Here is a 22,431-nt window from a genome sequence, read left to right on the forward strand (position 1 = left end):
AATGACCGAGCGGTCCTCCTCGGTCAAGTGCAGTTCTGTCTGGCGCATGATCAAACTCCGGTATGCCAAATGGCGACAACGAGAGTTTATATATGTTTCGTTATTTATGTGTCAACGTACTAGAGCCCTATTTTTCTTAAAAATAGGACAACTCCCTGAATTTTCCAGGCACAGGCCTTGAGCTCATAAGACGCGTCGCAAGCTTATTTGGATGCCGCGGCTTGCAAGGCCGGTTTGCTTGAGGACGCTTGGAAAAATTGATCCAGGAAAATCACGAAGGCCATGCTCATGGCGCCAATCGCCACCCAGCCGCCCAGCTTGAAGGAGCTGATGTAGCCCAAGCCTTGAGGGATTGCCGTGAGGTTGGTCGTGGTGCAGATAAACTCCGCCGCCCCCATGCCGGTGTAATGCATGGCGCAAACGGCCACCGCCATCACGATGGCTGCCGCCACCCGGATCGGAATGTTTGGGGTTTTAAAGGCCAACCACAAAGCTGCCGTGGCTGCCACGATGGCAATGACCACCGACAGCGCCACACGGACCCAGTCCCATTGAATAAAACCGTTGAACTTCAAACCGTACATGCCCAGGTAATGCATGAACACCACGCCCAGGCCCAGCACCGCGCCGGCCCCCGCGATGCGCGCGAGATGGTCAGGGGCTTTGGCGACAAAAGCCAGCGCCAGCGAAGTCGCCGCAATGGCGGCCAGCAGCGAAATCACTATTTCAGTCAAGCCGTAGCTGACACCCACATTGAGCTTGAGCGCCACCATGCCGACAAAATGCATGGACCAGACACCGACGCCGCCCAACGCCACACCCGCCGACAAGGTGTTGGCAGAACTGGCTTTTCCGTTGGGTAGTTTGATGCGGGTGGCGGCCGTGAGCGCCACGAAGGAGCCGAAAAAGGCCACCAGAAACGACAGCGCAACATAGGTTGGCTGATAACTTGTCACAACAACTGAATTCATTTTCAATCCTCGGTTGAGTTACAAATCAAAAAGATTACTCTTTTTTACGTTTTTGGCTATCCTGAATTTATCGAGGGGCTGAAAGACCTCATGAGACCCGCCAGGCGGGCATTCAAGCCCCTTGATGGAGGCTGATTTGTACGCCAAAAGTATCAATGAAAGAGGGGGCAGGCCAGAATTCGGGTTTAACGCCCGTTCAATTCCCAGAGTTTTCGTGCGCCCAGCACCGCGTCGGGGTAGACCGCCTTGCCGCGTGAACCGTTGTAACGGCCCAGGCCCAGGAACAGGTCCCCTTTTTCGCGGTCCAGGTAGTGGCGCAGGATCACGCAGCCAAAACGCAGATTGGTCTGCATGTGAAACAGCTTGCCGGTGTCGCCGTCACCGATCACGCGTGTCCAGAAGGGCATGACCTGCATGTAGCCACGAGCGCCCACCGGGCTGACCGCGAACTTGCGAAAGTTGCTTTCGACCTGGACCAGGCCCAGCACCAGCGCGACATCCAGCCCTGCGCGTTTGCTTTCGTACCAGATGGTTTGCAAAAACTCCTTGCGGATTTGCCACTCGGGTTTTTTCTTCTTGAGCCTCTCGCTCATGGCGCCTAGCCAGCGCAGATAGGCCAGGCGGCTTTCGGTGTCGCTGAACTCGGGCACCGGCGGTGCCTGCCTCAGAACGGCTGAGCTCAGCGCGGTGCGGACCGAGTCGATCAGCGGTTCTTCAATTTGTGCACCGGCCTTGCTTTGCTCTGAAAAAAAGAGTAATAAAGTGCCTGCCGACAAGGACTGTAGGCACTTTCTCCTTGTTGTGGGGGCAAGGTCCGGTGGCCGTGCGGTCATGCCGCGAGTTTGGCTTTCAGGAGGGCCAGGACTTCGTCCACGCCCATCTTGCTGGCTTCGGTGTCGCGGCGGTGCTGGTACTCGACGTGCCCTTCCTTGAGCCCGCGGTCGCCGATGGTGACGCGGTGCGGCACGCCGATCAGCTCCCAATCGGCGAACATGGCGCCGGGACGTTCGCCGCGGTCGTCGAGGATCACGTCCACGCCAGCGGCGAGCAATTCGCTGTAGAGCTTGTCCGCTGCGACCTGGACATCAGGGAAACGGTCGGGGCTGATGGGGCAGAGCACCACGGTGAAAGGTGCAATCGAATCCGGCCAGATGATGCCTTTGTCGTCGTGGTTTTGCTCGATGGCGGCGGCCGGCAGGCGCGTGATGCCTATGCCGTAGCAACCCATTTCCAGGAACTGCGGCTTGCCATTTTCACCGAGGAAAGTGGCATTCATGGCCTGACTGTATTTGGTGCCCAGGTAAAACACATGGCCAACTTCAATGCCGCGCTCAATCGCCAACGGACCTTTGCCGTCGGGCGAGGCGTCGCCCGCCACCACTTTGCGCAGGTCGGCCACCAGCTCGGGCTCGGGCAAGTCGCGGCCCCAGTTGACGCCGGTGGTGTGGAAGTCGATTTCGTTGGCGCCGCAGACCCAGTCGGCCAGTGCCGCCACTTCGCGGTCCACCACCAGCTTGACCGGTTTTTGCAAATTTAGCGGGCCCAGGTAGCCGGGTTTACAGCCAAAGTGTTCCTCGATCTCGGGCAGCGTGGCGAAGCGGAAATCCGCCAGGCCGGGCACCTTGCCGACCTTGACTTCGTTCATCTCGTGGTCGCCGCGCAGCAACAGCAGCCAGACCTGGGTCTTGACGACCTTGCCGGCTTCATCCAGCGTGTCGGTGGCCAGCACCAGCGACTTGACGGTGGTCTCCAGCGGAATGGACAATAGCTCAGCTACCTCGGCGCAAGTGGCTTTGCCCGGGGTCGCCGTTTTGCTCATGGCTTGCGTGGCGGCTTTGCGCTCGCCCTGTGGCGCCAGTGCTTCGGCTTTTTCCATGTTGGCGGCGTAGTCGCTGCCGGGGCAATAAACGATGGCGTCTTCACCGGTGGCGGCAATCACCTGGAACTCTTCGCTCAGGTCGCCGCCGATGGCGCCGCTGTCGGCGGCCACGGCGCGGTAGGTCAGGCCAAAACGGTCAAAAATCCGGCGGTAAGCGGTGGCCATGACCTGGTAGCTGGCCTTGGCCGAGGCCTGGTCGCGGTCAAAACTGTAGGCGTCTTTCATGATGAACTCACGCCCGCGCATCAGGCCAAAACGCGGCCGGCGTTCGTCGCGGAACTTGGTCTGGATCTGGTACAGGTTTTTCGGCAGTTGTTTGTAGCTGCGGATGTCCTGGCGCATCACGTCGGTGATGACTTCTTCGCTGGTCGGCTGGACCACAAAATCGCGGCCGTGGCGGTCCTTGATACGCAGCAGCTCGGGACCCATCTTGTCGAAGCGCCCGGTTTCCTGCCAGAGCTCGGCCGGCTGGATCACCGGCATGCTCATTTCGATGGCGCCGGCGCGGTTCATTTCCTCGCGCACGATGGCCTCGACCTTGCGGATCACGCGCAAGCCCATGGGCATGTAGTTGTAGATGCCCGCGCCCAGTTTTTTGATCAGGCCGGCACGCATCATCAGCTGGTGGCTGACCACCTCGGCATCGGCTGGCGCTTCCTTGAGGGTGGAAATGAAGAACTGGGAGGCTTTCATGGGCGATTTATTTGGGTTGTAGCACTGGAGTCGCCGCTGCACGCTTGGCGCGGTGGCCTTCGCTGTGCATAATGGACTCAGTTTAAAAAATTGAGGTTTGATTATGCTTGACCGGGACGGCTTTCGGCCCAACGTCGGCATCATCTTGCTCAACCAGAGAAGTCAGGTATTTTGGGGCAAACGTATCCGTACCCACTCGTGGCAGTTTCCGCAGGGTGGCATTGATCGGGGCGAAAATCCCGAGCAGGCCATGTTTCGCGAGCTGCATGAGGAAGTGGGGCTGATGCCGCAACATGTGCAGGTGCTTGCCCGTACCCGGGACTGGTTGCGCTATGAGGTGCCTGACCGGTTTATCCGCCGCGATGCGCGTGGACATTACAAAGGCCAGAAACAAATCTGGTTCCTGCTGCAACTGGTCGGTCACGACTGGGACTTGAACCTGCGCGCCACAGACCATCCGGAGTTCGACGCCTGGCGTTGGAATGACTACTGGGTGCCGCTGGATGTGGTGGTGGAGTTCAAGCGCGGCGTTTACGAAATGGCGCTGACCGAGTTGTCGCGTTTTGTGCCGCGTGTGGATACACGTTTCGAGCCGCGCCCGGATCACCGCAACCGTTACCTGCGCGGCGGCATGCGCCAGCGCGACCCAGGTGACATGGGGATGGAGCATCAGGGGTTGCCCGGCGCGTCTTTTGAGTTGCCACCCGGTGCCACTTTTGAACCCGACCCGCAAACCAGCATGGCCGCGGCGTCCACCCATGAAAAACATGAGCATTAAACCGCTGGCTTTGGCCTGTTTGCTGAGCCTGTCCCTGTCGGCCTGGGCGCAACGCGATGTGGAGGCGATGGACTGGAAGGAAAGCGAGGTCCCGCCGCCGCCCGCCTATGACATCAAGAAATTACTGACGTTTGAGGTCTCGCCGAATTCATCGCTGGTGTACGGTGTGGACCCGGCGGCCCTGCGCATCACGGGTGATGGTGTGCTTCGTTACGTGATGGTGGCCAGCAGCGCCAGCGGCGCGCGCAATGTGTTTTACGAGGGCTTGCGCTGCGCCACCGGCGAGTTCAAGACCTATGCGCGCCAGACCCCGGAGGGTGTGTGGCGTCAGGTGGACAATCCTGAGTGGCGCTCGGTATTTGACAACATACCTTCCAAACACGCGTTGCAGTTTGCCAAGGCTGGCGCTTGCGACAGCGCCGCGCAGGCGTCGTCGGTCAATGAGATTGTTCGCCAGCTCAAGGCCGGCCGCTTCAACCGGTAAGAACCAGGTTGGTCCGGTGGATCATTTCCGCTTCACCGGTGTAGCCCAGCAGCCTTTCAAACTCCGCTGAAGGTTTGCGGCAGATCAGCCTGGCTTCGGCGCTGGCGTAGTTGGCCAGCCCGCGGGCGATTTCGCTGCCGTCGGCGGCTTGCACCGCAATCACGTCGCCCCGGGAAAACTCACCCTGCACCGAGGTCATGCCGATAGGCAGCAGGCTTTTGCCTTCGTCGCGTACCTTGGCGGCGGCGCCGGCATCGACCGTGACCGCGCCGCGCAACTGCAGGTGGTCGGCCATCCATTGTTTGCGGGCCTGGTTTTTGGCCGTCTGGGCCACCAGCAGGGTGCCGATGGCTTCGCCTTGTGAGAGGCGGATCAAGACGTTAGGTTCGCGGCCCCAGGCAATCACGGTGGTGGCACCGGAACCGGCAGCACGTTTGGCCGCCAGGATTTTGGTGATCATGCCGCCTTTGCCTATGCTGGAGCCGGCGCCACCCGCCATGGCTTCCAGCGCGGGGTCGCCAGCGCTGGCTTCGTGGACGAAGCGGGCGTCGGGGTCTTTGCGCGGATCGGCGGTGTACAGGCCTTTCTGGTCGGTCAGGATGACTAACGCGTCGGCTTCCACCAGGTTGGCGACCAGCGCGCCCAGAGTGTCGTTGTCGCCGAACTTGATTTCGTCGTTGACGACGGTGTCGTTCTCGTTGATCACCGGCACCACACCCAGTTGCAACAAGGTCAGCAAGGTGGAGCGGGCATTGAGGTAACGTTCGCGGTCGGCCAGGTCGGCGTGGGTCAGCAGCACCTGGGCACTGCCGACGCCGTTGTCGCGCAACTGGCTTTCGTAGACCTGCACCAAGCCCATCTGTCCGACGGCGGCGGCGGCCTGCAGTTCGTGGATGGCTTTGGGGCGGGTGGCCCAGCCCAGGCGTTTCATGCCCTCGGCGATGGCGCCGCTGCTGACCATGATGACTTCACGTCCGCCTTTGACAAGTTGTGCCAGTTGCTGGCACCACTGGCCGATGGCGTCGGCATCCAGGCCCCGGCCCTCGTCGGTCACCAGGCTGGAGCCGACCTTGACCACAATGCGTTTGGCGTTGAGAAGAACCTGGGAACCTGTTTTTTCGTGCATGTTCAGGTATTTTAGTGCTCTAGCCCTTTATCAATGGGCGTAAGCAGCTATTGTTTATATAGCAAAACTGAGAAAAGCCGGAACGCTTTCAGTCGGCCGCCGGCGATTCGGGAGGCAGGTCGGCAAAGCGCGGATCGATTTCTTCCGGCTCTTGTTCGCTTTTCTGCACACTTTTGACGTGCTGGTAAATCGTCTTGATCAGGTGTTCGCAGCCTTCGCGGGTCAAGGCCGATATTTCAAACACCGGGCCTTTGAACTTGAAGCGTTTGACGAAATCTTTGATGAGTGCGACACGTTTGTCCGCGTCCACCATGTCGAGCTTGTTGAGCACCAGCCAGCGCGGCTTGTCGTACAAGGCCGCGTCGTATTTTTTCAGCTCGCCCACAATGGCTTTGGCCTGGGCGACCGGGTCCACGCCTTCGTCAAACGGGGCCATGTCCACGATGTGCAGCAGCAAGCGGGTGCGCTGCAGATGGCGCAAAAACAGATGGCCCAGACCGGCGCCTTCGGAAGCGCCCTCGATCAGGCCAGGCAAATCCGCGACCACAAAACTTTGTTCGGGGCCGACACGCACCACACCCAGGTTGGGGTGCAAGGTGGTGAAGGGGTAGTCGGCAATACGCGGCCGTGCGTTGGAGACGGCCGAGATGAAGGTGGACTTGCCAGCGTTGGGCATGCCCAGCAGGCCGACGTCGGCCAGCACTTTCAGCTCCAGCTTGAGGCTTTTGCGCTCGCCGGGCCAGCCCGGTGTTTTGCTACGCGGCGCGCGGTTGGTCGAACTCTTGAAACGCAGGTTGCCAAAGCCGCCATCGCCACCCTTGGCGATCAGGATTTCCTCGCCCGGCACCAGCAGTTCAAAAAGAACCTCGCCGGTTTCGGAGTCGGTCAGGATGGTGCCCACCGGCATTTTGAGCATGATGTCGTCGCCCTTGGCGCCAAACATGTCCGAGCCCATACCGTGTTCACCGTTGCGGGCTTCGTGCCGGCGCGAAAACCGGAAGTCCACCAGGGTGTTCAGGTTGACATCCGCGACCGCGTAAATATGCCCGCCGCGTCCACCGTCACCACCGTTCGGACCACCGAATTCTTTGTATTTTTCGTGGCGAAAGGAGACGCAGCCACTCCCGCCATCGCCTGCGGCGATGTCAATATAGGCTTCGTCAACAAATTTCATGATTTGGAAAGGTGTCCGGCAGCGAGGGCCGCCCGGCATCCTGAGGATAGTTTAAATAAGCAAAGCCAAAACAACAAAGCCCCGACCAAGCGGGGCTTCGATGCCATCGAAGTGATCAGCTTACGCTGGGGTCACGTTGACAGTGTGCTTGTTCAGCGAGCCTTTGGTCGAGAAGGAAACCTCGCCGTGGACCAGCGCAAACAAGGTGTGGTCCTTGCCGATGCCGACGTTGGTGCCCGGATGGAACTTGGTGCCACGCTGGCGCACGATGATGCTACCTGCGCTGATCACTTCGCCGCCAAACTTCTTGACGCCCAACATCTTGGGCTTGGAATCGCGCCCGTTTCGCGTAGAGCCGCCGCCTTTTTTCTGTGCCATTTTTCGTTACTCCTGGTACTTCCCTGCTTAACCGACGATAGCGCCGATTTGCAGTTCAGTGAAGTTTTGCCGGTGACCCTGGCGTTTTTGGTAGTGCTTGCGACGGCGCATTTTGAAAATGCGCACTTTGTCGTGCCTGCCATGGGACAGTACTGTGACTGTGACAGTTGCGCCGGACACCAAGGGCGTACCAACCTTGATTGCACTGCCTTCGCCGACAGCCAATACCTGGTCAATAACGATCTCTTGGCCTACGTCCGCAGCAATCTGTTCTACTTTAATTTTTTCTCCAGCAGCAACTTTGTATTGTTTGCCGCCGGTTTTTATGACCGCGTACATGTGAGACCTCGTAAATTGAGTTCTGCGGACGGATTTCCACAGAGCCTTATATTCTAGCACGGGACAGATATTTTGCCCATGCGCCACCATTCGCCCGGATTTTCGGGGAGCACGGCGGGCGCATGCTTCCTATAATTCCTGAAATTTCATGTCTGGACCGTTTTGTCTGTAAATTCTTCTAGCACCGCCGCAGCGCTTGCCTTGATTGCCGGCGACATGCGCGCCATGGACGTGGTGATCGAACAACGCCTCAGCTCCGAAGTGTTGCTGGTCAGCCAGGTGTCCCAGTACATCGTCGCCGCTGGCGGCAAACGTCTGCGCCCCGCGCTGCTGCTGCTGATGTGTGGCGCCCTGGGTTACCAGGGCGATCAGCGTTTCAATCTGGCGGCCGTGGTGGAGTTCATCCACACCGCCACCTTGCTGCACGATGATGTGGTGGATGAGTCCACCTTGCGCCGGGGCCGGGCGACCGCCAACGCGGCTTTTGGCAACCCGGCCAGTGTTCTGGTGGGGGATTTTTTGTATTCCCGGGCTTTCCAGATGATGGTGGATGCCGGGGACATGCGCATCATGCAAACCCTGGCAGAGGCGACCAACATCATTGCCGAAGGCGAGGTTTTGCAGCTGATGAACATGCATGACGCCAGCCTGTCGGAAGAGGGTTATTTGCGGGTGATCCGCTCCAAGACCGCCAAGCTGTTTGAAGCCAGTGCGCGCCTGGCAGCCTTGCTGGCCAAGGCCCCGGCCGACATCGAACGCGCTTGCGCCGACTACGGGCAGGCGCTGGGGACGGCGTTCCAGGTGATCGACGATGTGTTGGACTATGACGGTGATGCCTCAGAAATGGGTAAAAACCTGGGCGATGATTTGCGTGAAGGCAAGGCCACGCTGCCGCTGATCATCGCGATGCAGCGCGGCACGGCCGCTGAGCAGGACATCATCCGCCACGCCATAGAAACCGGCGGAACCGAGCAGTTGCCGCAAATTGTGGCCATCGTCAGGCAGACCGGCGCCCTGCAGGCGACCCGCGATGCGGCGGCGGCGGAGGCGCAACGGGCCATCCAGGCGCTGGCGGTATTGGGGCACAACCCTTATAGCGAGGCCTTGCTACAATTGGCTTCTCAACTGCTGCAACGCCGTTCTTGAGGCTGATTCAGCACTTGTCGGGGTGTAGCTTAGCCTGGTAGAGCGCTACGTTCGGGACGTAGAGACCGGAGGTTCGAATCCTCTCACCCCGACCAGAAATTGTTAAGTAAATCAACTACTTGGCAAAAGCAGGTTCAGTGCGCTGCCCAAAAAAGCAGCAAAAACTGACAATCTGCTCCAAATCTGCTCCAAATGAGATTTCCGACACCTTCCGTGACCTTCGTCCGGACTCGCTGAATTGCGCCGGATTTCTCCGGGCAACCATCAGTATCCTCCCCTGAGCCGAGCTGTTTTTTGCTTATAACTGCCCGTTTCAGGCGCTTATAACGCAAGTCAAAAACAGTTTTTCGGTGCGTGTGCCTACACGAGTCTTCAAGTCAACTTTTTTGGAGATTCTTATGGCTACCGTTCAGAACCGTTCCCGCTACATCGTCACCGTTCCCCGCCATCCCGAGCTCGAGCGCCGCTTCCCGTACTTCCGACTCAAGGACGTCAAAGCCTATCTCGAAGAACTCAGAGCCAAAAAGCTCAAACCGTCGGTCACCCAGGCCACGGACGTCATCCAGGTCCGCGTACGCAATAAAGGCTATGCCGACCAAATCACGACCTTTGGCTCGACAGAAGAGGCAGACGCCTTTATCAAAACCGTCGAGGCTGAGAAGTCACGCGGGCTCTTTCGTGACTACACCGCAGCCCGCACGGTCACAACCGCAGAACTCATCCATCGGTACATCAGAGATGAATGTCCAAAACTCAAAGGCGGCGATAACTATGCCGTCATCCTGCGGGCGATGGTCGCCGACAGCAACCATGAGCTGGCGCAACGCATTGCGGCCCGACAGCGAGAACAAATAGAGCTCGGCTACATGGTGACCAAAATCGGCGCGAATAGAACGCCCATGGTGGGTCTCGAATGGCTCAACAAGCCCATCACCGACGTGACCGCAGTCGAAATTGAGGACTTCATCGCAGACCGACTCGAAGAGGTTGTACCCAGCACGGTCTGCAGACAATTGGACCTGCTGCGCGCTGTGTACACGGTAGCGACAAAGACTTGGGGCTACTACTTGGACCGTTTTCCACTTGACGGGGTACGTCGGCCGGCATTCTTTGACGAACGCAATCGCAGGCTGGAAGGCGATGAAGAAATACGTCTTCTCGATGCAGCCCGACACGAAGACCAGCTTCGTTCCATCGAGCTACGCGTGCAAGAACTGCTCCAGCCCGCTAGGGCAGACGCAGCCGCACAAGCGTCAAAGTACGGGGCCAAAAAAGTTATCAAAGAAGCCCGGGAGGCGGTCTCTCCGGAAGCACTCCGCAGCTACGTCCTCGTGCCGACCCTAGAAACCTTGGTTCAATTTCAGCTGGCCACAGCCGGACGACGTGGCGAGACACTGGGCCTGTGTTGGGACCGGGTCAACTTTGAGAAGCAGACTGCTCACCTTCATAAGACCAAGAACGGACGTCCGCGAGACTTGTCTCTGCGCCTCGACCTTATGGAATTGATGGAACGTCTGCCGCGCAGCTCGGACCTAGTGTTTGATATCAGCGACCGAGAACTGCGAAACGCTTGGAAGCGCATGTGTGAAAGTGCGCATATTCAGGACTTGCGCCTGCACGACCTGCGTCACGAATCCATCAGCCGTGCCGCGGAATCAGGTCTTTTCCCGACAGTGCTCGACCTTCAGGCATTTAGCGGCCATCGCGACTTGCGGTCGCTCTCGCGATACACACACATGATGCCAACAGCCATTGCAAAACGCCTGGATGCCGCCGAAGCAGCGCGTCTGGCTGCGATGACTCACAACGGGAGGAGTCGGCTCAAACACACTGACCTGATGTTTCTTGGAGTCGAGGAGGTCGGGCCGACCACATCCGCAACGACTTTGCAGCCGGTCGCGACGAATGTCATCGCAGTGAATTTTCGCTCGGCAGCATAGTGCGCCCCGGGGCTTACGGCGTGCGCTATCTCTATTAGTGGTGGCTGGGGAGCTACATTGATTTCTAATGAGCTCCTCTTTTAATAGTCACCCTGCAACTGGCCAATGTGACGCCTTTTTGCCTGATTGCAGGTGGGGAGGGGAAAGCCACTCTGTGCCGTTAAGCATAAGTAGCCCTTTTCTCCACTTATGCTTTACTTGCCGACAGGCTAAATTTTGCTTTGGTGTAACTTTGTGCTCAGAATCCAATGCGGCGCCAAGCTGCCGGCCGACTGACTAAAGAACAAGCCATCTAAGCCCACTCGATTCAAAATCGAGCGGGCTTTTTTTTGTCTGGCCCTGTTTGCTTCTATCCTAACTGCGCAGGGGCTAGGGCTTGATACCATTGCCCGCAACAACAATCAGGAACCGCATACATGCTAACTGGCGAACTACGCAGCCAAATCGACGCCATCTGGAATTCATTCTGGACCGGCGGCATCTCCAACCCGCTGGAGGTGATGGAGCAAATTACTTACCTGCTGTTTCTGCGCCGCCTGGACGACCTGCACACCCTGGAAGAAAACAAGTCCGTGCGCCTGGGCAAGCCCATTGAGCGCCGCACCTTCCCTGAAGGCAACGACGAAAAGGGCCGCGACTACAACGACCTGCGCTGGTCGCGCTTCAAGAACTTCGCACCGGCGGAGATGTACACGGTCGTTGGCGAGCATGTGTTCCCGTTCCTGCGCGCCATGGGCGGCGATGGCTCCACCTACGCCCAGCACATGAAGGATGCCCGCTTCACCATCCCGACACCGGCCCTGTTGGCCAAGGTGGTGGACCTGCTGGACCACGTGCCAATGGAAGACCGCGACACCAAGGGCGACATTTACGAGTACATGCTGGGCAAGATTGCCAGCGCAGGGCAAAACGGCCAGTTCCGCACGCCCCGCCATCTCATCCGGCTGATGGTGGCGTTAACTGCGCCCACCGCCAAAGACGTGATTTGTGACCCCGCCAGTGGCACCTGCGGCTTCCTGGTGGCTGCCGGCGAGTACCTGCGCGAAAAGCACCCTGAAATCCTGCGTGATGCCGTGTCCCGTGAGCACTTCCACCACGGCATGTTCCACGGCTACGACTTTGACAACACCATGCTGCGCATCGGCAGCATGAACATGGCGCTGCACGGCGTGGACAACCCCAGCATCCGCTACCAGGACTCACTGGCGCAGGACCATGCGGGGGACGCGGAAAAGTATTCGCTGATTCTGGCCAATCCGCCTTTTGCCGGCTCTCTGGATTACGAGGGCACGGCCAAAGACCTGCTGGCCATTGTCAAGACCAAAAAGACCGAACTGCTGTTTCTGGCGCTGTTTTTGCGCCTGCTCAAGCCCGGTGGCCGGGCGGCCGTCATCGTGCCAGACGGCGTGCTGTTTGGCTCCAGCAAGGCGCACAAGGAATTGCGCCGCATGATTGTGGAAGAGCAAAAGCTGGACGCCATCATCTCGCTGCCCTCGGGTGTTTTCAAGCCTTATGCGGGCGTGTCCACGGCGATTTTGCTGTTCACCAAGACCAACTCGGGTGGCACGGATAACGTCTGGTTCTACGATATGAAGGCCGATGGCTGGAGCCTGGACGACAAGCGCCAGCCGCTGCTTTCTGAGGATAAATTAGGCTTCCAGAGCATGAAGGACGGGCGCAGTCAGCTATCAGAAGCAGAGCATGCCAAGAACAACCTGCCGGACGTGCTTACCCGCTGGAGCGAGCGGGATGCCGGAGAGCTGGAACGTGACCGCACTAACCAGAGTTTCTGTGTGCCCAAGGCCGACATTGTGGGTAACGGCTATGACTTGTCCATCAACCGCTACAAGGAAGTGGTGCATTCAGTGAGCGAACACCTGCCGCCGAAGGAAATTCTGGCGAAGCTGGTGGTGCTGGAAGCGGAAATTCAGGCGGGGATGAAAGAGCTTGAGGGGATGTTGAATTGAATGTCTTAGCCAACCAGTGTGAATGGATTACTAGGCCGTTGATTGAAGTTGCAACATTGAAGCGTGGCTATGACTTACCTGTTCAAGACCGTTCAGATGGACCGCATCCAATATTTGCCGCTAACGGCACGGTGGGGTTTCATGTAAGCGCCAAATGCAGGGGACCGGGTGTAGTTACCGGTCGAAGCGGAACAATTGGAAAGGTGCACTTTGTTGAAAGCGATTTTTGGCCATTGAACACATCTTTGTATGTGACCGATTTCCATGGGAACGACCCTAAATGGGTGTACTACATGTTGCAATCGTTTGGTCTTGAACGTTTCTCTCAAGGTGCCGGAGTTCCTACGCTGAATCGCAACCTGATTCATGGCGAGCCCATCAGGGTTCCCACGGTGCCCGAGCAGCGCCGTATCGCCGCTATGCTGGACCAAGCCGATGTGCTCAGAGCCAAGCGCCGGGAAGCCTTGGCGCAGCTGGACAGCCTCACGCAGTCGATTTTCATTGAGATGTTTGGGGACCCTGTTCGCAACGAACGAGGCTGGCCCCTTGCAAGATTTGGTGACGTTGGTACGCTGGACCGTGGTGTTTCAAAACACCGTCCGCGCAATGCTCCTGAGTTGCTTGGTGGTAGTCATCCGTTGGTTCAAACAGGTGAGGTATCCAACTGTGATGGTTACATCCGCGATTACACGCATACCTATTCTGACATTGGACTGAGGCAAAGCAAGATATGGCCAGCGGGTACGCTTTGCATCACTATTGCGGCCAATATTGCCAAGACCGGCATTCTGACTTTTGATGCATGCTTTCCAGATAGCGTTGTGGGCTTTCGTGCTGATGACCCAGCCACAGTTGAATTCGTGCGGGTTTGGTTGTCTTTTCTACAAAAGGCCCTTGAAGATTCGGCCCCTGAGTCTGCGCAAAAGAACATCAATCTGGCTATTTTGCGGGGCTTGGACATTCCTACTCCTTCATTGCCCCTCCAGCAATCATTTGCCACCCGCATTCAAACTCTCGAAGCCCTCAAATCCACCCACCGCACTGCGTTACAGGAGTTAGATAGACTGTTCGCATCCCTTCAGCACCGAGCCTTCCGAGGCGAACTATAAATGAGCAACTTCGCCTTCCTCCAGTCTGAATGGTCGGTCCTCTACGGCGCGGCCATCAAGGCCGAAGGAATGGCGAACACGGATGCCCGAACTTCCTGCTTTTATGCCCGACGCACGCTGGAACTGGCGGTGGACTGGCTCTACAAGCATGACAAGTCCCTGCGCCTGCCCTATCAGGACCACCTGAGTGCACTAATTCATGAACCCAGCTTTCGTGAAACCGCAGGCGATGCGATTTTCACCAAGGCCAAGCTCATCAAGGACCTGGGCAATCTGGCTGTGCACAGCACCCGCAAAATACTTCCGGTGGATGCGGTCACGGCTACCCGCGAGCTGTTTCACTTTTGCTACTGGCTAGCGCGCACCTACGGCCAGAATGCACGGCCGGACCCTGGCCTGCGCTTTGTGCCGGCGATGCTGCCGACAGCCGTCCCAGCATCGCCGGTCCAGCTCCAGTCGATTGACCAGCTCCAGAAGCTGGAAGCTGACCTGCAGGCCCGTGACGAAAAGCTTTCGGCCCTACTCTTCGACAAAGCCGCGCTGGACGATGAGCTCAAAAAGCTGCGCGAGGAAGTAGCCGCCGCCAAGAAGGTCAACAGCGCCCAGCCAGACACACACGACTATTCCGAAGCCGAGACACGCGACTATTTCATCGACCTGCTGCTCAAAGAAGCAGGCTGGCAACTGGATACCAAGAACTTTGAAATCGAAGTCAGCGGCATGCCCAACAACCAGGGTGTTGGCTTTGTGGACTATGTGCTGTGGGGCGATGACGGCAAGCCGCTGGCGCTGGTGGAAGCCAAGCGCACTCGCAAGGACGCCACCGTGGGCCAGCAGCAGGCCAAGCTGTACGCCGATTGCCTGCAAGCCCAATACGGCCAGCGACCCATCATTTTTTATTCCAATGGCTACGAGCATTGGATTTGGGACGATGCCAGTTACCCGCCGCGGCCGGTGCAGGGCTTCTTCAAGAAGCAGGAACTCGAACTCTTGATTCAACGCCGCACCAGTCGCAAGAAGCTGGCTGACGCCGTCATCGACCCCGCCATCATCGAGCGTTATTACCAAAACCGGGCCGTGCGCCGCATTGGTGAAACCTTTGAAGTCGAGAACCAGCGCAAAGCCTTGCTGGTGATGGCCACCGGCAGCGGCAAGACGCGCACGGTCATCGCCCTGGCCGACGTACTGATGCGCTGCAACTGGGCCAAACGCATCCTGTTCCTGGCCGACAGGGTAGCCTTGGTCAAGCAGGCGGTGAACGCCTTCAAGACGCACCTGCCAGATTCGTCACCGGTCAATCTGGTGAGCGAGAAGCACACCGATGGCCGGGTGTTTGTCTCGACCTATCCGACGATGATGGGGCTTATTGATGATGCCGCCGATGGCCAGCGCCGCTTTGGCGTCGGGCATTTTGACCTCATCATCATCGACGAGGCGCACCGCTCGGTGTACCAGAAGTACCGCGCCATCTTTGATTACTTTGACGCGATGCTGGTGGGCCTGACCGCCACGCCCAAAGACGAAATCGACCACAACACCTACGGCCTGTTTGACCTGGAAAGTGGCGTTCCGACCGATGTGTATGGTCTGGATGAGGCCGTGTCAGAAGGCTATTTGGTACCACCCCGTGCCATTTCGGTGCCGCTGAAGTACCAGCGCGAGGGTATCAAGTACCAGGACCTGTCTGAAGAAGAGAAGGAACAGTGGGACGCGCTGGAGTGGGATGAGGATGGCAACATTCCCGATACGGTTGATTCGGCTTCACTGAATAAGTGGTTGTTCAACACCGACACCGTGGACAAGGTGCTGGGCCACCTGATGACCCAGGGTGAGAAGGTGGCCGGTGGCGACCGCCTGGGCAAGACCATCATCTTTGCCAAAAACAACGCCCACGCCGACTTTATTGCCGAACGTTTTGACATCAATTACCCACATTTCAAGGGCGCGTTCGCCCGCGTGGTGACGTACAAGACCGAGTATGCGCAAAGCCTGATTGATGAGTTCTCCATCAAAGAGGGCATGCCGCACATCGCCATCTCTGTGGACATGCTTGATACCGGCATTGACGTGCCAGAGGTGGTCAATCTGGTGTTCTTCAAGGTCATCCGTTCCAAGACCAAGTTCTGGCAGATGATTGGCCGGGGCACGCGTTTATGCCCAGACTTGTATGGGCCGGGTCATAACAAACAGTTCTTCAACGTCTTTGACTACTGCCAGAACCTGGAGTTCTTCAACCAGGAACTGCCTCCGGACAACGGCAAGGCCCCGGTGCCGCTGAGCACCCGGCTGTTTCGAGCACGGCTGGAAATGATTGCCGAGCTGGACAAACGGGTGGCAGCGGGAACCCATGTGGCCGAAGCTCAAGCCGCGTATGGTGACCAGCTCACAGACGAGCAGTTGCGCGGCGAGCTGGCTGGCTTTTTGCATCAGCAGGTAGCGGCCATGAACCTGGACAACTTTGTGGTCCGGCACCGTCGCAAATCGGTCGAGAAATTCGCCAAGTTGGAAGCTTGGCACACCCTGGACGGTGACAGCCACGGTGAGTTAAGCCAGCAGGTGGCTGACCTGCCCACGGCCTTGCTGGACAACGATGAAGAAGCCAAACGCTTTGACATGCTGGTGCTGCGCACCCAGTTGGCCATTTTGCAAGCCCAGCCTGACTTTGTGAGCCTGCGCGAGCGCATGCAGGCCATTGCCAGCGCGCTAGAGGAGCAAGACGCCATTCCAGCCATCAAGGCGCAGATGGTCTTAATTCAGTCCATTGCCGGTGACGAGTGGTGGGAAGACGTGACTGTGGCCATGTTGGAGGCCGCACGCAAGAAACTGCGCGCCCTGGTCAAGCTGATTGAAAAAAGCAAGAAGAATGTCGTCTACACCGACTTCGAGGACGAGCTGGGTGAGAGCACGACGATTACCCTGCCCGGCGTCAGCACCGGCATGAATCTGGCTAAGTTCAAGGACAAGGCGCGCCAGTTTCTCAAGGCCCATGAAAGCCACCTGTCCCTGCAACGCTTGCGCCGCAATCAGCCGTTGACACCATCCGACCTGGAAGAGCTGGGCAAGATGCTGGTGCAGGCCGGGGGTACGGTCGAGGTCATCCAGCAAGCCACTGAGCAAAGCCACGGCTTGGGCATCTTCATACGCTCCCTGGTGGGGCTGGACCGGGAGACAGCCAAGCAGGCGTTCAGTCAGTTCGTGGTGGGAACGACTGCTACGGCCAGCCAGTTGGAGTTCATAGACCTCATTGTTCAATACCTGACGGAGAACGGTGTGATGGATGCGACACGGCTGTATGAGTCGCCGTTTACCGACATCAGCCAGCAGGGGCCGGAGGCTTTGTTTCCGCCAGGAAGGGTGACAGAGATGGTGCGGGTGCTGGATGAGATTTGGGAGCGGGCGGTGGCTTGAGCGTAACTTGAGATAAAGGCTTCGTCCCCCACACCCATATCGGCTATCCGGAATATCGTGTGGAAACGGCCTGCGGCGTCGTTGGCCAGACCCATCGCACCGTGCAGCAGTCAGCGGCGGCTCGCGGAGAGAAGTGTGCTGCTAAAGGCCAACCGTCCAAGATGGTAAGCGCTCGGCATCTCGGTAAAAAGCTCGTTAAATCAATCATTGTCGCCACTATGCTCGATTAATAAAGCATAGATTGACGGTACACCTATGTCGGAGTACTATGCTCGTTAAATCAAGCTTTAGCGCCATATTGGATGATTTGACGAACATGAAAGTACAGCAATCGGCAGTGCTCAGCACGCACCTCGCCCAGGAGGTCGTCGACCTCGGACACCTCCTTGCGCGCTTGCGCCAGGCGCGTAAGGTCAAGCAGGCCGATGCAGCGCTGCGCGCAGGGCTCTCGCGCAATACGGCCTACCGCCTGGAGAAGGGAGACCCCGGCCTGGCGATTGGGCAAGTGCTTCGATACCTGGAGGCCATCGCGCCAGGCACCACGCTGGCAGACCTGTTGACGCAAGCCGACCCCGCGCTGACTGCCCTGCAGGCCCGGGAGTCGACAAGGCGCGTTCGCGACCTGAGCGCCGCTGAACTCGACGACTTGAACTTCTAAATCCAGCCTCGCACCGGTAGTGCCTTTCAACTAAAGCGGGATTTTCATGGCGGCCAAAGAACTGAAGCTGATGACCTTCGCGCACCTGGGCGAAGGCTGGGCGCCTTGCGGGCAGCTCACGATGACCGAGCAGGGCCCTGAATTGCTGGCATCGCGCTTCGCCTACGGCCTGAACTACCTGAATCGAGCCGATGCCCTGGAGGTCGACCCGGTTAGCCTGACTATCCACGGGCCGCAGCCCGTCAAGGGCAAGCTGCTGCTGCCGGCCAACAACCTGGTGAGCTTCGGCGGCATTCGTGACGCCGCGCCCGACTCCTGGGGACGTCGGGTTATCGAGGCCAAGCTCAAGGTGCCTGCAAACAGCCTGGCCGAGTCGCACTACCTGCTGCATGCAGGCAGCGAGCGGGTCGGCGCGCTGGACATCCGTTCCAGCATCTTGGATGAGCCAACGGGCGCCACCGGCGGCGTTCACGCGCTCGCTTACTTGATGGAGGCCGCGGAGCGTATTGAGGCGGGAGAAGACATCCCGGCCAACCTGGAAACCATCTTCATGGCTGGGACAGCACTCGGCGGCGCCCGACCCAAAGCGTCTGTGCGCGACGAGAGCGGCGCCCTGTGTCTCGCGAAATTTCAAAGCAAAAATGACGCCTTCGACATCCCTGCAGTCGAATGTGCTTCGCTGGTGCTCGCACGGGAGGCAGGCTTGAACGTGCCCCCTGTGACCACGCGCATTCTCGGCGACCGCCGCATCATGATGATTCGGCGCTTTGACCGCTACTGGCTGGCGCAGGGGACGCTGCACACCACGGCAACGGACTTGATGCTCGTACCCGCCGACGGCTTGACCGAGCGCCGCATGGGCTTCGTGAGTGGCCTGACCATGGTGGGATGTGACGAAACCGAGTCGCGGACAAAATCCTATGCCGACCTGGCCATCGCCGTGCGCCGGTATTGCCATCCAAGCGTGATTCGCGCGGACAATGAAGAGCTCTTCAAGCGGATGGTGTTCAACATCTTCGCGAGCAACGACGACGACCACCTGCGCAACCACGGCTTCCTCTGGGACCCTCGGCTGTCCGGTTGGCGGCTCAGCCCGCTCTACGACGTGCTGCCGCGGCCTAGCCTAGCGACCGAGCGCTTTCTTCACCTGGGTATTGGTCCGCAGGGTCGCCTCGCAACGCTCGACAACGCGCTGGAGGGGCATCCGATGTTCTCGTTGAGCCGGGCTCGCGCTTGCGAGCTGATGGCAGAGGTCTGCCGGGTCGTCCGGGAGTGGAAGGTGTCGTTCGAGCGCTCGGGCGTCTCGGCCGACGACATCGCCAAGATTGCACCCGCGTTCAGGCACATGGACGACATTAGCACTGCGGGCACTCGCAAGTTGCTGCCCTGACTCGCCGCGCCCGGGCCCTTTGTGGTCGCACAAAGAAAATGTTTTTTGGTGGGGAGTTTCACCGGTGGCGGCAGGCCGTTTCCACACGGTATTCTGAATAGCCACTTTTGTGTCGACTGACTACCCCGTCCACCCAAAAATTCGCACCCCCTACAACTGGATGTACGTAGGAGCGTTTGATGGATTGCTGCCTTTTGCTTGGCGGCTGTCCTCAAAGACCGGGCCCCATCTTTTTGGTGGTCTTCGGGGTTTACCTCTGATACAGGCCTAACCGAACACCCCCTCATTGCAAAGTGCCCTGGAAGAAACGCTTGTAGTTTTCCGATAGGGTCGACTTTGAGCAACCGATAAGCTTGGCGACCTTGCCTCTGGTTGCAAGCTCTCCACTCGCGGTTAGTTGCGCGATTGCAGCGATGATTTGCTCCTCGCGTCGTTCCCGCTTCATCGCTGCGGATGCCGCCGCGCCTTTGGCACCTCGCTGCGACTGCAACTTGCTAAACGCAGCAGTGAGCGTGCGCGTCCCATGGTGGAGCCACGTCCATCGGGCAACGCTTTTGCCCACATGCGTGCAGTCTGCCATGGGGAGAAGGCCTCGGCCGGCTAGAAACGGCAGATGGTCGTAGTTTTCGGCGTTGATGGCGATGGCCGACGCAATCACCGCTTGCTCCCAAATTTCGTACGTTGACGCCCGAAAGTTTTTCCGGTGGTCATAAGCCCAGAATCTGATTTTGTCGAAAAGGAAGACGTTGCGGCCCACCTCACCACAGGGCGTGCGGTTGAGACGCTCGAATCTTCGTTCCGGCAGGGTTACCCACTCTGCCAGTTCACCTAATTCCCGGCCGTGTTTGTAACCGCCGTAGAAATCCCACGCTTCGTTCAGCGGATTTTTGCAGAGCGCGCCTGAATACCCAACATCAGCTCCCAGCTTTTCTCCCATGGAGGTCTCTATCGCCGCAAGATAGTTCAGGGGGTGGGCCCGCGCATGGGCGTGACGGCCGACTGGAGTGCTCAATTCGTATCCAATATGGGCGCTGTTTTTATCCCGAGACAACGCAATCCAATTTGGTGATGGGAGCGAAAGCTCGTTTTCCCACGCGTCACATTCCGCCAAAAATCGCAGCGGAAGGTTATGGAATTTATGCTTTCGTTGATGCCAATCCAAGTCAAACACTAACCGACTGAATGCAATGGGGCTATTCGGCTGGATATATGCGTGAGTCAAAGCGTGTGGTGCACTTCGAATCTGACTGAATTCCTTTGTTCTACTGCAACGTGGTTTGCGTGCAAGGCGGTCTGGGTCTGCAAAAAGGGCGATGGCGTGTGCTCTGTTGATTTCAGCACTATTCAAGTGCTGCAATATGGATGTTCCCACGGTATCTCCAATGCGGAGACCGTGTCGCGATTCGATTCATTCGATGTCCTGTGCGCCCTATCCCCCTGCTTGGTCGGGTTGGGAGTGGGGCGTCGGTTCAGGCTGCCCTGTGCTGCCTGTAGACGTCGTGTAGCGATGTTCGTCAGAATCTTGGGGAATTAAAACGTTTCTCGCTGTTCGCGCAAGAGCTGTACTCGATTAGGCGATTCGGAAATGTGCGGTCACCGCCCCCCGAAGCTCAACTGCGCTTCTAGGGAAACTCGCTTCGCGGGTGAGTGAAGACATGAACTCTGGACCCAACCGCCCACGCGCTTTCACGGTTACCAGCCGTAATGCGACAGACGTGCCTTGTACCTGCGGCCTTGAGATATTGCAGCGCCGGTGACTATCCGAAACACTTTAGGAAGCAACGGCGTTTTATGGGATAAAAAAATGTCCGGTCAGTTGCTAGACAGTTGATACAAACTCATTGGATACCGTCTTATGCCAGTCTCTCCCAACACATGCTCCTGCCATCCAGAACTTCCCAAACTAATGTTCAAGTCGGATGTGGCCAATTTGATGAATGTTTGTACGAAAACCATCGAGAACCGTGTAAAGGAAGGAAAATTCCCCGCGCCGAAATACCTCGGACGGGAGCCAATTTGGCACCCAAAAACTATCCACACCTGGCTAGAGAGTTTTTTTCTGACTGATGAGTCGACAGAGGAAAATAAAAATTCCATGGGAACGAACTTCGGCTCTTGCATCACAAAACCTAGTAAAAAAACAACGCCCGTCCCTGCCGTGGAACGAATGAATGCTCGCAACACTAAAAAATTCCTCGCACTATCCAATGCGTAATTTGAATTTCCAAGGCGCCAGTATTTTTTACTCAGCACTTTCCTAAAAGCACTTTTTTTGGGAGTGAGAAACGGGATGAGGAAATCAGAAGCGGCCGCTTCGTTATTCCTTTTTTTCTGCCATCTGGACTCCCAGCTGGCTATGGATAAAAAAGGCACCCCGGTAAAGGGGTGCGAAAAAAGGGGGCTTGGTTAGAAGATGCCTCTCGAAGTTGAAGGACTGGATTTTGGTGCTTCAGCAGCGCGCAATATTCCGTCATGCGAATTCATTGCCTCGTGAAGCATCGACAACCATTGCTGACCACGGTAGTGAGCCCCTGGACGTCGATGCAACTCGGAATACAAGAAGGCGACGAACATGAGAACTGTTCGTGATGCTGATGCAAGTTCTTGGGGCACAAAGCCTCCCAAAAGGGGGTCCTGTCGCATTGCCTCAATTTCCTGCCGAAGGCGACTGTCCAGAGATTCCGGGGCCGGCCAAATGAAGTCGGGAAGAGTGACCACGCCCGCAAGCACAAATGCGAGAACGGGAGGTAGTCCGAGGTATGCCGCAGCCTGAATGTGAACGCTCCGCTGTGCATTCGCAATGGTTGCCTGCTTGCGCCGCCATTGCGCCAGGCGTGAGTACGTCACACCAAGATGCTTGGCTAAGGAGTTCAGCGTATCGCCTCGGCGGGCGGCTTCGGCAACCAGCATGCGTAGCAATGGTTCGTCGTCAAGGCCTTCGGTCAGTGATGTCTTTAAATGGTTTCGAGTGTTGTTGCTCATATAGAAATG

The 22,431-nt window shown here is 57.9% G+C and carries 19 protein-coding genes and 1 tRNA gene; 11 read left to right on the forward strand and 9 right to left on the reverse strand.

The window, feature by feature from the left end; translation table 11 throughout:
• Positions 1-203: 203 nt before the first annotated feature.
• From R6254_RS14745 to R6254_RS14755, 3 genes are all read right to left on the reverse strand, one after another.
• Positions 204-971 (reverse strand): MHYT domain-containing protein, encoded by a 768-nt coding sequence (locus R6254_RS14745; RefSeq protein ID WP_318407893.1) that lies wholly within the window; start codon positions 969-971, stop codon positions 204-206.
• 185 nt (positions 972-1,156) lie between these two features.
• Complete coding sequence (locus R6254_RS14750) at positions 1,157-1,804, reverse strand: lytic transglycosylase domain-containing protein (RefSeq protein WP_318407895.1); 648 nt, start codon at positions 1,802-1,804, stop codon at positions 1,157-1,159.
• The gene (locus R6254_RS14755; protein WP_318407896.1) at positions 1,801-3,543 is read right to left on the reverse strand and encodes a proline--tRNA ligase; all 1,743 of its coding nucleotides are present in this window, start codon (positions 3,541-3,543) and stop codon (positions 1,801-1,803) included. The genes R6254_RS14750 and R6254_RS14755 overlap by 4 nt, the downstream gene beginning before the upstream one ends.
• A 103-nt stretch (positions 3,544-3,646) precedes the next feature.
• Between R6254_RS14755 and R6254_RS14760 the strand changes: the two genes are divergently transcribed.
• Both R6254_RS14760 and R6254_RS14765 read left to right on the forward strand, forming a co-directional pair.
• Entirely contained in the window at positions 3,647-4,321 is a 675-nt protein-coding gene (locus R6254_RS14760) for an RNA pyrophosphohydrolase (protein ID WP_318407897.1), read from the forward strand.
• A complete protein-coding gene (locus R6254_RS14765) occupies positions 4,311-4,805 on the forward strand; it encodes a CNP1-like family protein (RefSeq protein ID WP_318407899.1) in 495 nt (164 codons plus the stop codon). The genes R6254_RS14760 and R6254_RS14765 overlap by 11 nt, the downstream gene beginning before the upstream one ends.
• Here the strand turns inward: R6254_RS14765 and proB are convergent.
• The 4 genes from proB to rplU all read right to left on the reverse strand — a co-directional run bounded on the left by proB (position 4,795) and on the right by rplU (position 7,822).
• Positions 4,795-5,931, reverse strand: a complete 1,137-nt coding sequence (gene proB, locus R6254_RS14770) for a glutamate 5-kinase (protein WP_318407901.1) — start codon at positions 5,929-5,931, stop codon at positions 4,795-4,797. The two genes, R6254_RS14765 and proB, sit on opposite strands and share 11 nt — an antisense overlap.
• 88 nt (positions 5,932-6,019) lie before the next feature.
• Positions 6,020-7,105 carry an Obg family GTPase CgtA gene (gene cgtA / locus R6254_RS14775; protein ID WP_318407903.1) on the reverse strand — a complete coding sequence of 362 codons (1,086 nt, stop codon included), beginning with the start codon at positions 7,103-7,105 and terminating at the stop codon, positions 6,020-6,022.
• A 120-nt stretch (positions 7,106-7,225) separates the two neighbouring features.
• Positions 7,226-7,483 (reverse strand): 50S ribosomal protein L27, encoded by a 258-nt coding sequence (gene rpmA, locus R6254_RS14780; RefSeq protein WP_318407905.1) that lies wholly within the window; start codon positions 7,481-7,483, stop codon positions 7,226-7,228.
• Between the two features lie 27 nt (positions 7,484-7,510).
• The gene (gene rplU, locus R6254_RS14785) at positions 7,511-7,822 is read right to left on the reverse strand and encodes a 50S ribosomal protein L21 (protein WP_011481797.1); all 312 of its coding nucleotides are present in this window, start codon (positions 7,820-7,822) and stop codon (positions 7,511-7,513) included.
• A 162-nt stretch (positions 7,823-7,984) separates the two neighbouring features.
• Between rplU and R6254_RS14790 the strand changes: the two genes are divergently transcribed.
• The 8 genes from R6254_RS14790 (at position 7,985) to R6254_RS14825 (ending at position 19,440) form a co-directional block, all read left to right on the forward strand.
• Positions 7,985-8,968 carry a polyprenyl synthetase family protein gene (locus R6254_RS14790; protein WP_318407908.1) on the forward strand — a complete coding sequence of 328 codons (984 nt, stop codon included), beginning with the start codon at positions 7,985-7,987 and terminating at the stop codon, positions 8,966-8,968.
• Positions 8,969-8,986: 18 nt separating this feature from the next.
• A tRNA-Pro gene (locus R6254_RS14795) sits at positions 8,987-9,063 on the forward strand.
• A gap of 303 nt (positions 9,064-9,366) precedes the next feature.
• On the forward strand, positions 9,367-10,908 hold the full coding sequence (locus R6254_RS14800; protein ID WP_318407909.1) for a site-specific integrase: 1,542 nt from the start codon (positions 9,367-9,369) through the stop codon (positions 10,906-10,908).
• Positions 10,909-11,324: 416 nt separating this feature from the next.
• Positions 11,325-12,875 (forward strand): class I SAM-dependent DNA methyltransferase, encoded by a 1,551-nt coding sequence (locus R6254_RS14805; protein ID WP_318407911.1) that lies wholly within the window; start codon positions 11,325-11,327, stop codon positions 12,873-12,875.
• Positions 12,872-13,984 carry a restriction endonuclease subunit S gene (locus R6254_RS14810; RefSeq protein WP_318407912.1) on the forward strand — a complete coding sequence of 371 codons (1,113 nt, stop codon included), beginning with the start codon at positions 12,872-12,874 and terminating at the stop codon, positions 13,982-13,984. Before R6254_RS14805 ends, R6254_RS14810 begins: the two co-directional genes overlap by 4 nt.
• A complete protein-coding gene (locus R6254_RS14815; RefSeq protein ID WP_318407914.1) occupies positions 13,985-17,392 on the forward strand; it encodes a DEAD/DEAH box helicase family protein in 3,408 nt (1,135 codons plus the stop codon).
• Between the two features lie 316 nt (positions 17,393-17,708).
• On the forward strand, positions 17,709-18,050 hold the full coding sequence (locus R6254_RS14820; RefSeq protein WP_318407916.1) for a helix-turn-helix domain-containing protein: 342 nt from the start codon (positions 17,709-17,711) through the stop codon (positions 18,048-18,050).
• A gap of 46 nt (positions 18,051-18,096) precedes the next feature.
• A complete protein-coding gene (locus tag R6254_RS14825; RefSeq protein ID WP_318407917.1) occupies positions 18,097-19,440 on the forward strand; it encodes a type II toxin-antitoxin system HipA family toxin in 1,344 nt (447 codons plus the stop codon).
• 283 nt (positions 19,441-19,723) lie between these two features.
• On the opposite strand, the gene R6254_RS14830 is transcribed toward R6254_RS14825, so the two are convergent.
• The gene (locus R6254_RS14830; RefSeq protein WP_318407919.1) at positions 19,724-20,812 is read right to left on the reverse strand and encodes a replication initiation protein; all 1,089 of its coding nucleotides are present in this window, start codon (positions 20,810-20,812) and stop codon (positions 19,724-19,726) included.
• A gap of 483 nt (positions 20,813-21,295) precedes the next feature.
• Between R6254_RS14830 and R6254_RS14835 the strand changes: the two genes are divergently transcribed.
• A complete protein-coding gene (locus R6254_RS14835) occupies positions 21,296-21,655 on the forward strand; it encodes a helix-turn-helix transcriptional regulator (RefSeq protein ID WP_318407920.1) in 360 nt (119 codons plus the stop codon).
• Between the two features lie 191 nt (positions 21,656-21,846).
• Here the strand turns inward: R6254_RS14835 and R6254_RS14840 are convergent, their stop codons facing one another.
• Positions 21,847-22,422 carry a hypothetical protein gene (locus R6254_RS14840; protein WP_318407921.1) on the reverse strand — a complete coding sequence of 192 codons (576 nt, stop codon included), beginning with the start codon at positions 22,420-22,422 and terminating at the stop codon, positions 21,847-21,849.
• Between the last annotated feature and the right edge of the window lie 9 nt (positions 22,423-22,431).

It is taken from the genome of Polaromonas potterensis (genome assembly GCF_033446725.1).
Lineage (GTDB): Bacteria > Pseudomonadota > Gammaproteobacteria > Burkholderiales > Burkholderiaceae_C > Polaromonas.

What these genes read in the sequence shown, in the direction of transcription:
- R6254_RS14745 (WP_318407893.1), bottom strand. Translation starts at nt 971, where the DNA reads ATGAATTCAGTTGTTGTGACAAGTTATCAGCCAACCTATGTTGCGCTG.
- R6254_RS14750 (WP_318407895.1), bottom strand. Translation starts at nt 1,804, where the DNA reads ATGACCGCACGGCCACCGGACCTTGCCCCCACAACAAGGAGAAAGTGC.
- R6254_RS14755 (WP_318407896.1), bottom strand. Translation starts at nt 3,543, where the DNA reads ATGAAAGCCTCCCAGTTCTTCATTTCCACCCTCAAGGAAGCGCCAGCC.
- R6254_RS14760 (WP_318407897.1), top strand. Translation starts at nt 3,647, where the DNA reads ATGCTTGACCGGGACGGCTTTCGGCCCAACGTCGGCATCATCTTGCTC.
- R6254_RS14765 (WP_318407899.1), top strand. Translation starts at nt 4,311, where the DNA reads ATGAGCATTAAACCGCTGGCTTTGGCCTGTTTGCTGAGCCTGTCCCTG.
- proB (WP_318407901.1), bottom strand. Translation starts at nt 5,931, where the DNA reads ATGCACGAAAAAACAGGTTCCCAGGTTCTTCTCAACGCCAAACGCATT.
- cgtA (WP_318407903.1), bottom strand. Translation starts at nt 7,105, where the DNA reads ATGAAATTTGTTGACGAAGCCTATATTGACATCGCCGCAGGCGATGGC.
- rpmA (WP_318407905.1), bottom strand. Translation starts at nt 7,483, where the DNA reads ATGGCACAGAAAAAAGGCGGCGGCTCTACGCGAAACGGGCGCGATTCC.
- rplU (WP_011481797.1), bottom strand. Translation starts at nt 7,822, where the DNA reads ATGTACGCGGTCATAAAAACCGGCGGCAAACAATACAAAGTTGCTGCT.
- R6254_RS14800 (WP_318407909.1), top strand. Translation starts at nt 9,367, where the DNA reads ATGGCTACCGTTCAGAACCGTTCCCGCTACATCGTCACCGTTCCCCGC.
- R6254_RS14805 (WP_318407911.1), top strand. Translation starts at nt 11,325, where the DNA reads ATGCTAACTGGCGAACTACGCAGCCAAATCGACGCCATCTGGAATTCA.
- R6254_RS14815 (WP_318407914.1), top strand. Translation starts at nt 13,985, where the DNA reads ATGAGCAACTTCGCCTTCCTCCAGTCTGAATGGTCGGTCCTCTACGGC.
- R6254_RS14820 (WP_318407916.1), top strand. Translation starts at nt 17,709, where the DNA reads ATGAAAGTACAGCAATCGGCAGTGCTCAGCACGCACCTCGCCCAGGAG.
- R6254_RS14825 (WP_318407917.1), top strand. Translation starts at nt 18,097, where the DNA reads ATGGCGGCCAAAGAACTGAAGCTGATGACCTTCGCGCACCTGGGCGAA.
- R6254_RS14835 (WP_318407920.1), top strand. Translation starts at nt 21,296, where the DNA reads ATGCCAGTCTCTCCCAACACATGCTCCTGCCATCCAGAACTTCCCAAA.
- R6254_RS14840 (WP_318407921.1), bottom strand. Translation starts at nt 22,422, where the DNA reads ATGAGCAACAACACTCGAAACCATTTAAAGACATCACTGACCGAAGGC.